The 12,286-nt window shown below is 70.2% G+C and carries 11 protein-coding genes; 3 read left to right on the plus strand and 8 right to left on the minus strand.

The genetic code is table 11. The annotated features are described in order from the left end of the window. Positions 1-147: 147 nt before the first annotated feature. The 4 genes from ACGFSA_RS17110 to ACGFSA_RS17125 all read right to left on the minus strand — a co-directional run bounded on the left by ACGFSA_RS17110 (position 148) and on the right by ACGFSA_RS17125 (position 3,349). Positions 148-1,338 carry a lipid-transfer protein gene (locus ACGFSA_RS17110; protein ID WP_393304921.1) on the minus strand — a complete coding sequence of 397 codons (1,191 nt, stop codon included), beginning with the start codon at positions 1,336-1,338 and terminating at the stop codon, positions 148-150. Further along, positions 1,335-1,820 (minus strand): Zn-ribbon domain-containing OB-fold protein, encoded by a 486-nt coding sequence (locus ACGFSA_RS17115; protein WP_393304923.1) that lies wholly within the window; start codon positions 1,818-1,820, stop codon positions 1,335-1,337. Before ACGFSA_RS17115 ends, ACGFSA_RS17110 begins: the two co-directional genes overlap by 4 nt. A 49-nt stretch (positions 1,821-1,869) precedes the next feature. Then, complete coding sequence (locus tag ACGFSA_RS17120) at positions 1,870-2,217, minus strand: Mpo1-like protein (protein WP_393304925.1); 348 nt, start codon at positions 2,215-2,217, stop codon at positions 1,870-1,872. A 325-nt stretch (positions 2,218-2,542) separates the two neighbouring features. Continuing rightward, positions 2,543-3,349, minus strand: coding sequence for a M15 family metallopeptidase (locus tag ACGFSA_RS17125; RefSeq protein WP_393304927.1), 807 nt, complete (start codon positions 3,347-3,349; stop codon positions 2,543-2,545). 109 nt (positions 3,350-3,458) lie between these two features. Between ACGFSA_RS17125 and ACGFSA_RS17130 the strand changes: the two genes are divergently transcribed. Then, positions 3,459-3,971, plus strand: a complete 513-nt coding sequence (locus tag ACGFSA_RS17130) for an NUDIX domain-containing protein (protein ID WP_366695900.1) — start codon at positions 3,459-3,461, stop codon at positions 3,969-3,971. 5 nt (positions 3,972-3,976) lie between these two features. On the opposite strand, the gene ACGFSA_RS17135 is transcribed toward ACGFSA_RS17130, so the two are convergent. After that, positions 3,977-6,331, minus strand: a complete 2,355-nt coding sequence (locus ACGFSA_RS17135) for a glycoside hydrolase family 31 protein (RefSeq protein ID WP_393304929.1) — start codon at positions 6,329-6,331, stop codon at positions 3,977-3,979. 223 nt (positions 6,332-6,554) lie between these two features. Between ACGFSA_RS17135 and ACGFSA_RS17140 the strand changes: the two genes are divergently transcribed. Both ACGFSA_RS17140 and ACGFSA_RS17145 read left to right on the plus strand, forming a co-directional pair. Next, positions 6,555-8,531, plus strand: a complete 1,977-nt coding sequence (locus ACGFSA_RS17140; protein ID WP_393304931.1) for an acetoacetate--CoA ligase — start codon at positions 6,555-6,557, stop codon at positions 8,529-8,531. Between the two features lie 67 nt (positions 8,532-8,598). Beyond that, positions 8,599-9,498 carry a hypothetical protein gene (locus ACGFSA_RS17145; RefSeq protein ID WP_393304933.1) on the plus strand — a complete coding sequence of 300 codons (900 nt, stop codon included), beginning with the start codon at positions 8,599-8,601 and terminating at the stop codon, positions 9,496-9,498. A gap of 58 nt (positions 9,499-9,556) precedes the next feature. On the opposite strand, the gene ptsP is transcribed toward ACGFSA_RS17145, so the two are convergent. The 3 genes from ptsP to ACGFSA_RS17160 form a co-directional block, all read right to left on the minus strand. Then, a complete protein-coding gene (ptsP, locus tag ACGFSA_RS17150; RefSeq protein WP_393304935.1) occupies positions 9,557-11,227 on the minus strand; it encodes a phosphoenolpyruvate--protein phosphotransferase in 1,671 nt (556 codons plus the stop codon). Positions 11,228-11,302: 75 nt separating this feature from the next. Further along, positions 11,303-11,752 (minus strand): PTS glucose transporter subunit IIA, encoded by a 450-nt coding sequence (locus tag ACGFSA_RS17155; RefSeq protein ID WP_393304937.1) that lies wholly within the window; start codon positions 11,750-11,752, stop codon positions 11,303-11,305. Positions 11,753-12,030: 278 nt separating this feature from the next. Next, the coding region (locus ACGFSA_RS17160) for a hypothetical protein (protein ID WP_393304939.1) at positions 12,031-12,286 on the minus strand (256 nt) is incomplete at its 5' end.

Below are 12,286 nucleotides of genomic sequence, written 5' to 3' on the forward strand. Positions count from 1 at the left end.
CGGACTGCCGTAGAGCAAGAGTGGCGGCAGCGACTGAGCAAGGAGTGTTCACCGGTGCTGATCGACCGTCAAGAATGCTGACAACAAACCCAGTTCACGACGCATGGACTGGACGCTTCCACGCGCTGCGGAGGAATCCGGGAGATCTCAGCGGACCGCGACGACCGCCGATCCGTGCCCGAACAGCCCCTGATTGGCGGTGATTCCGGCGCGCGCCCCCGGAACCTGTCGCTCCGCCGCGCTGCCGCGCAGCTGCCACGTCAGCTCGCAGACCTGGGCGATGGCCTGTGCCGGTACCGCTTCGCCGAACGAAGCGAGCCCGCCGCTCGGATTGACCGGGATGCGGCCGCCGAGCGCTGTCGCCCCCTCGCGTACGAGCTTGGCACCCTCTCCCGTCGCGCACAGCCCGATGTCCTCGTACCACTCCAGCTCCAGGGCGGTGGAGAGGTCGTACACCTCGGCGAGGGACAGTTCGCCAGGACCGATGCCCGCCTCCTCGTACGCCGCCCGGGCGATCGAGGCACGGAAGCTCTCCGGAGCGGGTTCCACCGCGACCGCCGAATCGGTCGCGATGTCCGGAAGGTCGAGCACGGTCTTCGGGTAGGTGGGCGTCACCGTGGCGACGGCGCGGATACGGACCGGGTCGGCCGCGCCGTGCCGACGTGCGAACTCCATGCTCGACAGAACGACGGCCGCCGCCCCGTCGGAAGTCGCGCAGATGTCGAGCAGCCGCAGCGGGTCGGCGACCACGGCGGAGGCGGCGACCTGCTCGGCGGTCACCGGGGCCCGGTAGCGGGCGTTACGGTTCAGCGCGCCGGCGGCCGCGTTCTTCACCTTGACCAGCGCGAAGTCCTCCGGGGTGTCCCCGTACACCGCCATGCGGCGGCGGGCGTACAGCGCGAAGTACGCGGGGTTGGTCGCCCCGAGCATCCGGAAGCGCAGCCAGTCGAGGTCGTCGGGCCGGTCGCCGCCCGCCGGGGCGAAGAACCCCTTGGGTGCCGCATCGGCACCCACCACGAGCGCCACGTCCGCCATACCCGCCAGGATCTGTGCCCTGGCCGTGTTGATGGCCTGGGCACCGGACGCGCAGGCCGCGTACACACTGGTGACCCGGGCGCCCTGCCAGCCGAGCGCTTGCGCGAAGGTCGCGCCGGCCACATGGCCCGGATAGCCGCCGCGCACCGTGTTCGCGCCGACGACCGACTGGACGTCCTGCCAGCCGATCCCCGCATCGCCGAGCGCGGCCCGGGCGGCCACCGTGCCGTACTCGACGAAACTGCGCCCCCACTTGCCCCACGGATACATCCCGGCCCCGAGGACGGCCACATCCCCGGTCATGCCGCACCGTCCGGGACCGCACCTTCGGTGGTCACGGGCCGCCAGTGCCAGGTGGTCCACGCGGTGTCCTCACCGTCCGGCGCGTCGCCGTCCAGCGCCCCCGGAACCACCTCGACGGTCATTCCGACCGCGAGGTCCCCGACGCCCACCCCCGGCGCTGCCTGCCCGAGGACCACCATGCGCTCGGCCGCGAGCTCGACCGCGACCAGGGTGTACGGCTCCCAGGGCACGTCCGGGTCGGAGACGTACGGGGCGGGGGGCCGGTAGCGGCCGTCGGTGTACGACCAGACGGTGCCCCGCTTGGAGAGCGGCGTCTCGACCAGCTCACCGCCCGCGCAGCCCGGATTGCGGCAGAACGCGTCCTGGCGCGGGAAGAAGACCGACGAGCAGGCCGAACACCGGGTGCCCAGCAGCCGGAAGCCCCCCTCGGTGCTGTCCTCGGTGAACCACCCGGCCACCACGGGTGTGCGCGTGTGCGACAAAACCCCTCCCCGGCACTGGATCTGACGGAACGTCAGAAGTGTGCCACGGTCAGCGGTTCTCGGCGAGCCACTTGGCAGCGGTCTCCGCCAGCTCTCCGTCGCGCCCCGCCAGCATCATCCGGATCATCTGCACATCGCCACGCAGCGACCACGCGGGGTGCCCGAAGGTGGCCGGATTGTTCTTCTCGATCAGGAAGTGCGCGGGCCAGGCTGCGCCATATCCGATCAGGGGCAGCGCCACCGCATACCGCTTCCGGCCACGGGCCAGGCCGTAGGCGGTGACCGCGAGCCCGGTCAGGGTTCCCGTCAGATGGACCCATCGGGTCGCCGCCCTGGAGTGCATCGCCACGTAGTAGGGCCAGAACTCCTCGTACGAATGGAACGTCTGCTGTGACATACGGGCACCGTAATGGCTGGGAGCGCAACCGGATACGGCCGGTCCGCGTCCGAGAGGAAGGACGAATGGCCGGAACCCACGGGGGTGGTCCCGGCCATTCGTCGTCCCACCGCGCTGCCGCGGGCTTCAGACCGACCGGCAATTGGGGGCGGCGTCACGGGGCTGGGGCACGCACCTCGCGGCGTTGTCGTCAATCACCACGGCTCCTTCCCCAAGCTCTCGGCTTCGCTCGAGCAGGGGAGACCCCATCTGGCTCAATCCTCCGCCTTGCGATGCACGCACCCCAGCCCCGCTCCTTCACCCACCCCCCAATTGCCGGTCGGTCTCAGTGCCCTGCGACGGACCGCCGGGCCACCGGGAAGTCGAAGTAGGTGTCCGGGAACAGCTCCGGCTTGAAGGTGTAGTGCCACCACTCCTCGGCCAGATTCACGAAGCCGGCATCCGTGAGCGTGGTCTTCAGGAACTGCCGGTTGGCTCGCTGCACACCCTGGATCCGCGGGTCGTCGGTGTGTGACAGCGTGTCGAAGCAGTCGAATCCCGTGCCCATGTCGACCGAGTTGTCCGGGAACCGCTCGGCCTGCGGCGCGTAACAGGGCATCAGCTGCTCGCCCGGCCGGTACGGCCTCGTCGGCGCGGCGGGCAGCCTCACCAGCGTCAGGTCCACCGTGCTGCCGCGGCTGTGTCCGGACTTCTCGGCGATGTAGCCGTCCGCGAACAGTCGCGTCTTGTCGACCCGGGGGTAGAACTCGCCCTTTATCGCCTCGTCGTCGAGATCCTCGGCCCAGCGTACGAAGTGATCGACGGCCCGTTGCGGCCGGTAGCAGTCGTAGACCTTCAGCGAGTAACCCTGGCGCAGCAGCCGCGTCTGTGCCCGGTGCAGGGCCTGGGCCGTGGGCCGGGTCAGGATGCAGAGCGGCTGCCGGTACCCGTCGACCGGCTCGCCCAGGAAGTTGTGGCCGGTGGGATAACGCATCTCCTGGATGATCGTGGGGTCCACCGAACGCAGTGCGACGAACTCCTCGGGCGCCTTCGGCTCGGTCTTCGCCTGCGCCGCGGGGGTGGCGGCGGTGACGGCAAGCAGGGTGGCGGCAGTGGCTGCCAGGACACGGAAAGCAAAAGCGATACCTGTCATGAGCGCATCATCCATGAATCATGGGGGTCCCGGAAGCACGATCGGATACAGTCCGCGCGTGTCCACGCCCGAAAAGGAAACCGAGCGGAGGAAACAGGTGGAGCAACCGATGAAGGACTCCCACTGCGGCAGCTGCGGAGCGCCGTACCCCTCGCCGGGATCCGCGACCTGGCCGCGCACCTGCACTGCCTGCGGCGACATCGCCTACCGCAACCCCCTCCCGGTCGCCATCGCCCTGCTACCCGTCACCGACCGGCAGGGCACCGCGCTCGTCGTCATCACCCGCACCATCGAGCCCCGGCTCGGCGGCCTCGCCCTGCCCGGCGGCTTCATCGACCACGGCGAGGACTGGCAACACGCCGTCGTCCGTGAACTCCGCGAGGAGACCGGCATCGAGGCCGACCAGCAGGACGTCCGCCTCGCCGACGCCCTCAGCGCCCCGGACGGCCACCTGCTCCTCTTCGGCCTCCTCCCGCAACGCCCGGCCGCCGAGCTCCCGCCGTCCGTCCCCACCGACGAGACAGCCGGCCACAGCCTGCTCAGGGCCCCCGCCGAACTGGCCTTCCCCCTGCACACCCGGGCTGCCCGCGCCTGGTTCGAAGGACGCTACCGCTACCGCTGACGGCATCACACTCCACGCACCCGCACCGGGCAGGTCACCTCACCCTCCTCACCGTCCCGTTCCACCACGACCTGCCCGCCCGACAGCCGCGACGTGTACCGCTCGACCTTCGCCTGCTCCCATCCGTCACCCGCGTCCTGGACCACCAGTCCGCCCCCGGTACGCCCAGGAGCCGGAGCCCACACCTCCAGTTCCAGCCCCCCGTCCGCGCTCCGCACCGGAATCACCGCGCCCGCCCGCGCCAGCACCGGTATCCGCGACAACGGCGCATCGATCAGGACCTGCCCCGGCCCCTCGTACACCTCGCCGGTCATCGTGTCGTACCACCGCCCCCGCGGCAGCCGCACCGCCCGCCGATCCGTGCCCAGCTGCAGCACCGGCGCCACCAGCAGCGCGTCGCCGAGCAGAAACGCGTCCTCGCAGTCCCGCAGCGCCCGGTCCCCGGGCTCCCCCCACCACAGCGGCCGCACATACGGCGCACCCGTCAGCCGGGCCAGCTGAGCCAGCGTCACAAAGTACGGACGCAGCCGCTCCCGCTCCTCCAGCGCCGCCCTTGCGTGCTGCAGCACCTCCGGCCCGAACTCCCACGGCTCCCGTCGCCCCGCGTCGATCGCCGAGTGCGTACGGAACAACGGCAGAAAGGCACCCAGCTGGAACCACCGCAGATACAGCTCGGGGGACGGTGACCCGTCGAACCCCCCGACATCAGGACCCGAATACGGCACCCCGCACAGGCCGAGCCCCAGCACCAGCGCCAGCGAGGCACGCAAGCCCGGCCAGCCCGACTCCACATCACCGGACCAGGTGCCCCCGTACCGCTGCATCCCCGCCCAGCCGGAACGCGAGAACAGGAACGGCCGCTCGTTCGGACGCAGTCGGCGGAGCCCCTCGTACCCGGCCTGCGCCATCGCCAGCCCGTACACATTGTGGGCCTCCCGGTGATCACCCCCGAGGCCCTCCAGACAGTGCCGCGCCGACCGCGGCAGCGTCGGCTCACCGAATGCCGTGAACGACACCGGCTCGTTCATGTCGTGCCACACCCCGGAGAACCCCTGCGCCAACCGCTCCTCGTACAGACCACCCCACCACTCCCGCACCCGCGGATCGGTGAAGTCCGGGTACACGCACTCCCCGGGCCACACCTCCCCGCGCACCGCCCGCCCCCGCGCGTCCCGCACGAACGCCCCGGCGCTTCCGACCGCCGAACCGGCATCGAACACCGCGTTCCCCGGCTCCGCCTTCACCGCCGGATCGACGATCGACACCAGCCGCACCCCGTCCTCCTCCCGCAGTTCCTTCGCCAGCCCCGCCAGATCGGGGAACCGCTCACGGTCGACGGTGAACACCCGATGGCCGTCGTAATGGTCGATGTCCAGATGCAGCACGGACAGCGGCAGCCCCCGCTCCCGGTACCCGGCGACCACCCGCCGCACCTCCCGCTCACTCCCGAACCCCCACCGGGAGTGCTGCGGACCCAGCGCCCAGGACGGCGGCAGCGCCGGCCCACCCGTCAGAGCCGTCCAGCCCTGAAGCACCCGGGCCGGCGTGCCCGCCACCACCCAGCAGCGCAGCGGACCCCCGTCCATCCGCACCTCGCACATCCCCGGACGGTCATGCCCGGACCCCGCGCCCTCCTCGCCCTCGCTGAGCGTCACCCGCCCCGCCCAGGTGTTGTCGTGGAACGCCAGATGCGTCCCCGCGTCCGAGACCACCATCTGCACCGGCATCGTCAGATACAGCGGATCGTCACCGGGCCCGAAGCGCCCGCCCGGATCGGTGTTCCACAGCGCGTACGAACCGTCCCGCAGCCGCGGCCCCGCCCCCCGCCCGCCCAGCCCGAAGAACCGGGCGTCCGCCGGCAGCTCGGACCGCTGCACCCACCGGGCGGAACCCCCCGCCACCGGCTCCCACCACCGCGGCGGCAGCTCCCGCCGGAGAACCACACCGCCGGGCGTGCGCAGTTCCACCGCCCCGTGCCGCGACACCACCACGGTCAGCCGCTCCGACACCACCTGCCAGCCGCCGTCCTTGTCCGGCTCCAGCACGGCACGCGGATCCGGCTCCGGCACCGGACCGGACAACGCGTACGACGGCAGCGGCTCCGCCCCGTCCCACGCCCAGAACACCGCACCGCCCGCCGAAACCCGGATACCCAGCTCCGAACGGGCGAACCTGACCACACCACCACCGGGCCCGGGCTCCGCCCCCACCAGCAGACCCGGCACCCTCGCCCGCTCCGCACCACGGGGCGGCAGCGCCCGCGCATCCGCGCGCTGCCGCCGCCAGGCCGAGCGCACCGTGCGCAGCCCCCGCACCGAACCCACCAACTTCACCAAGCGCACCAGGTCACGACCGTTCATGCAGATCACCCTGCCACCCGACGAGGCGGCAGCGGGCTCCGTTCAACTTCCGTTCACCCGTGGCCGGGCCACATAGCCGGACAGACAACCATGGGCGGGGAACCCTGGTGCGGAAGACGATCACATGGCATCGTCCGTGACAGCCGCCTCACGCGCACACCCCAGCACGTGTGCGCGCGAACCACGCCCACCCCGCGTACCCGTACAGCCAGGGAGCCGCCCCATGACCTCAGCAGCGAACGACGCCCCCCTCTGGCAGCCTGCCCCCGAGCGCATCGCCGCCGCGGCGGTCACCCGCTTCCAGAGCTGGGCGGCCGAGCGGTACGGAGCACCGGCCGGAGGCGGCTACCCAGAGCTGCACCGCTGGTCCGTCGACGAACTGGACACCTTCTGGCAGGCCGTCGCCGACTGGTTCGACATCCGGTTCTCCACCCCGTACGAGACCGTCATCGGCGACCGCACCATGCCCGGCGCCCAGTGGTTCCCCGGCGCCACCCTCAACTACGCGGAACACGCCCTGCGCACCGCCGAGGACCCCCTGCGCGCCGACGCACCAGCCCTCCTCCATGTCGACGAGACCCACACCCAGGTCCCCGTCAGCTGGTCCGAACTCCGTCGTCAGGTCGGCTCCCTCGCGGCCGAACTCCGGGCCCTGGGGGTCCGTCCCGGCGACCGCGTCAGCGGCTACCTCCCCAACATTCCGCAGTCGGTGGTCGCGCTGCTCGCCACCGCGGCCGTCGGCGGCGTCTGGACCTCGTGCGCCCCGGATTTCGGTGCCCGAAGCGTCCTCGACCGGTTCCAGCAGGTCGAACCCGTCGTCCTCTTCACCGTCGACGGTTACCGGTACGGCGGCAAGGAACACGACCGCTCCGAGACGGTCGCCGAACTGCGCCGCGAACTCCCCACCCTGCGCGCCGTCGTCCACATCCCGCTGCTGGGCACCGCCGCCCCCGAAGGCGCCCTCGAATGGTCCGCACTCACCTCCGCGGACACCGAACCCGTCTTCGAGCAGGTTCCCTTCGACCACCCACTGTGGGTGCTGTACTCCTCCGGCACCACCGGGCTCCCCAAGGCGATCGTCCAGTCCCAGGGCGGCATCCTCATCGAGCACTTCAAGCAGCTCGGACTGCACTGCGACCTCGGGCCCGACGACCGCTTCTTCTGGTACACCTCCACCGGCTGGATGATGTGGAACTTCCTCGTCTCCGGCCTGCTCACCGGCACCACAGTCGTGCTGTACGACGGAAGCCCCGGCTACCCGGACGTCAGCGCCCAGTGGCGCGTCGCCGAACAGACCGGCGCCACCTTCTTCGGTACCTCCGCCGCCTACGTCATGGCGTGCCGCAAGGCCGACCTCCACCCGGGCCGCGACTTCGACCTCTCACGCATCCAGTGCGTGGCCACCACCGGGTCCCCGCTCCCGCCCGACGGCTTCCGCTGGCTCCACGACGAGGTCGTGGACAACCTCTGGATCGCCTCCGTCAGCGGCGGCACGGACGTCTGCAGCTGCTTCGCCGGCGCGGTCCCCACCCTGCCCGTACACATCGGCGAGCTCCAGGCACCCTGCCTCGGTACGGACCTCCAGTCATGGGACCCTGCAGGCAAACCGCTCATCGGCGAGGTCGGCGAACTGGTCGTCACCAACCCGCTGCCCTCCATGCCCGTCCACTTCTGGAACGACCCGGACGGCAGCCGCTACCGCGACAGCTACTTCGAGATGTACCCCGGCGTCTGGCGCCACGGCGACTGGATCACCCTCACCGACCATGGCTCGGTCATCATCCACGGCCGCTCCGACTCCACCCTCAACCGACAGGGGGTACGGATGGGATCGGCCGACATCTACGAAGCGGTCGAACGCCTCCCCGAGATCCGCGAATCCCTGGTCATCGGCCTCGAGGAGTCCGACGGGGGGTACTGGATGCCGCTCTTCGTCCACCTCGCCGACGGTTCCGCCCTCGACGACGGCCTGCGCGACCGGATCAAGCAGACCATCCGCGACAACCTCTCGCCGCGCCACGTCCCGGACGAGGTCATCGAGGTACCCGGCATTCCGCACACCCTCACCGGCAAGCGCATCGAGGTTCCGGTCAAGCGCCTCCTCCAGGGAACGGAGCTGGCCAAGGCCGTCAACCCCGGCTCGATCGACAACCTCGAACTGCTCCACTTCTACGAGGACCTGGCCCGCAAGCGCCACTGACGGTCCGCACTGTCAGTGCCCGTGATTACTCTGAGTGAGCAATGTTCTGCAGCGCACTGGGGGAGTCATGGCGCACACCAGGAAGACCAGGAACACCACGTCCATGCGACGCACGCTGCGCCGCGAAGCACCGAGCACCATCGGCCTCCTGGCCGACGAGCAGGACTTCGCGGCCATGCGGCGCTACCGCACGTTCACCTTCGACGACCACACCATCTATCTGCAGCAGGTCGAGGGCCTGCTGAAAATCCTCGCGGCCCAGGGCATGCACACCACGATCGCCCTCTTCGACCCCGAGGAGTACGCGGAATACTGCGCGGAATCCGGGCTCGCGCCCGACGCCCCGGCCAGCCGCAGCCGTTTCACCGCCGAAGTCGCGGCTGCCGGAGCCACCGTCGCCTACACCGGACAACCCATCGACACCCTGATCCCGCTCCTCGTCTCCCGAGCGGTCCGCCAGGCCACCTGGGAGTACGCCACGGTGCTACTGGCCGACCTCGGTGAATGCGCCGACTGCGGCCAGGACATCGGCCGCGCCGCCTTCGACCGGGCCTCCCACCTCCTGATGCGCACCCTGGAAACGGCGGGCCCGGGCACCCACCACCTCGTCTGCAGCACCCCCACGGAGAACGAGCAGCTGCTCGCCGTCCTCCACACCGAGCGCGACGCGACGGGGCCGGCCCGAATCGAATCCGGAGAAGGAGCAGAGTTCGTCACCGTCCTCGCCGTCGGTGTCGCCCTCGAAAGCCACGGAGGACTCGTCCTGCGTACGAGCAACCCCGGCACCCCGGACCGGGTCCACGGCTGGCGACTGACCCGCGGCAGCCTCGTGCCGCTCACCGCCGGAGAGGTCTTCAGCGCCTACTGCACCGACGCGGACACCGGAGACCCGGTCTCGCCGGAGTCGGGCGTGGAGTACTGCGCCGGCTTCGACATCGGTGCCGACGCACCGGAGACCCACCACTGACAGAAGAAGGGGCTCCCCGCCTGTGGCGGGGAGCCCCTTCACGACCGGCTGCGCGGACCTACTCGCCCGACAGCACCGTCTGAGCCGCCAGCCGCGCCTCATCGGCGGAATCCGCGGCGCGCGCGGCAGCAGCGGCACGCTCGCACTGCGCGAGCGTGTGCTTCGCCAGCGTGGCCCGGACATAAGGAATGGACGCGGCGCCCATCGACAGGGAGGTGACACCCAGGCCGGTCAGCACGCAGGCGAGCAGCGGATCGGCGGCGGCCTCACCACAGACACCGCAGCTCTTGCCCTCGGCCTTGGCCGCATCGGCCGACAGTGCCACGAGGTCCAGCAGCGCGGGCTGCCACGGATCCTGCAGCCGTGACACCGCACCCACCTGACGGTCGGCGGCGAAGGTGTACTGCGCCAGGTCATTGGTGCCCAGCGACAGGAACTCCACCTCCTGCAGGATCGAGCGGGCCCGGAGAGCGGCGGACGGAATCTCCACCATCGCGCCGAACTTCGCCGGCAGCCCGGCCGCCCGGCACGCGTCGGCGAACGCCTTCGCATCCGTGCGGTCCGCCACCATGGGCGCCATGACCTCCAGATGGACGGGAAGCCCCTCGGCGGCCTTCGCCAGCGAGGTCAGCTGGCTCCGCAACACCTCCGGGTGTTCCAGCAGAGTGCGGAGCCCCCGCACACCCAGCGCCGGGTTCGGCTCGTCCGCGGGCGTCAGGAAGTCGAGCGGCTTGTCCGCGCCGGCATCCAGCACCCGCACCACGACACGCCCCTCGGGGAACGCCTCCAGCACCGCCCGGTACGCCGCGACCTGCTTCTCCTCGGACGGCACCTGCTTGCTGTCGTCCAGGAACAGGAACTCCGTACGGAACAGCCCCACACCCTCGGCACCTGCCTCCACCGCCGTCGGCACATCGCCGGGCCCGCCCACATTGGCGAGCAGCGGCACCTTGTGACCATCGGACGTCGCACCCGGACCGGTCCACGAGGACAGCGCAGCCTTGCGCGCCGCCGCAGCGCTCTCCATCTCGGCACGCTTCTCGTCGCTCGGCTCGACGAAGATCTCGCCGGTGCTGCCGTCCACCGCGATCACGGTGCCCTCGGCCAGCTCACAGGCCCCGGGGAGAGCCACTACGGCCGGCACCCCGAGCGCCCGCGCGAGAATCGCACTGTGACTGGTCGGTCCGCCCTCCTCGGTGACGAAGCCGAGCACCAGCGTCGGGTCGAGCAGCGCAGTATCGGCAGGCGCCAGGTCCCGTGCGATCAGTACGTACGGCTCGTCGCTGTCCGGTACACCCGGCATCGGCACACCGAGCAACCGCGCCACGATCCGGTTGCGCACGTCGTCGAGGTCCGCGACCCGCCCCGCCAGGTACTCCCCGGCAGCGGCGAGCAGAGCCCGATACGCGGCGAAGGCGTCGTACACCGCACGCTCGGCACTGCTCCCGACGGCGATCCGCCGGTCCACATCGGCCATCAGCTCGGGGTCCTGCGCCATCAGGGCCTGTGCCTCGAGCACGGCCTGCGCCTCGCCGCCGGCCAGATTGCCGCGCGCATTCAGGTCGGCCGCAACAGCGTCCACAGCCTGGTGAGCACGTCCCTGCTCGCGCTCGGCCTCCTCCGCCGGGATCTGTTTGGCCGGCGGCTCCAGCACAGCCGTACCCATGTGCCGAACCTCGCCGATCGCCACACCGTGGCTCACGCCGACGCCTCGCAGCGTTGTCTCCATTTCACCGTCTCCGATAGTGCGGCGATCCCGCGCCACCGCCATGTGTACCGACTGCCTGTTACCGCGCCGAGTGCGTCACTGCCAACCGAACAGCACGTCGCCGACCTTCACATCCCCGTCCCCACGGACGTCGGAGAGCGACTCGACGGTGGCCTCCAGCGCCACGATCGGGCAGATCGGGGACTTGCCGGCCTCTTCCACCGCGACCGGGTTCCAGCGCACGATGTCCTGACCGCGCGTGACGGTGTCGCCCTTGTTGACGAGCAGCTCGAAGCCCTCGCCATTGAGCTGCACGGTGTCGATGCCCAGGTGGGTCAGCACCCCGTGCCCATGCTCGTCCACGACGACGAACGCGTGCGGGTGCAGAGAGACAAGGATTCCGTCCACCGGCGAAACGGCCTCCGACGGCTCGCGCACAGGATCAATGGCAGTTCCGGGCCCCACCATCGCGCCGGAGAAGACCGGGTCGGGTGCCGCCGCGAGTCCGATGGCGCGTCCGGCAACAGGGGACGTCACAGTGGTCATGGGGAGCCTCCCAGGGTGAAGCTTCGCTCGGCGCCGCCGCGGCCTGTAGGGGACGGCGTACTGTTCAGCAGCGTAAGTCATAAGAAGTCCTGGTTCTGCCCGAGTCCTGCGGCTTCGCGGACCTAGGGGTGCTCCGGAAACGATTTGCCTCGACTACCTGCGGCCTGTACTGTCGTACTCCTGCCTGGCCCCAACACGACGTTGAGTCGGGGGTCTGCAGCGAATATCAAGCCCAGACCTTAACCGGATTCGGCACCTGCATGCCTGCAGACAGCTGGTCAAGGAAAAGGAAAAGGCCTGATAGAGTCGGACTCGCCGGAAAGGGAAACGCGAAAGCGTAGAACTGGAAAGCGCAGCAACAAATCTTCTGCTTCACAGAGGGCCCGCTTCGACCGGGAATCGGACACGAAAGAGTCTGATAGAGTCGGAAACGCAAGATCGAAGGGAAAGCCCGGAGGAAAGCCCGAGAGGGTGAGTACAAAGGAAGCGTCCGTTCCTTGAGAACTCAACAGCGTGCCAAAAGTCAACGCCAGA

It is taken from the genome of Streptomyces sp. NPDC048496 (genome assembly GCF_043200055.1).
In the GTDB taxonomy this organism is placed as follows: Bacteria; Actinomycetota; Actinomycetes; order Streptomycetales; family Streptomycetaceae; genus Streptomyces.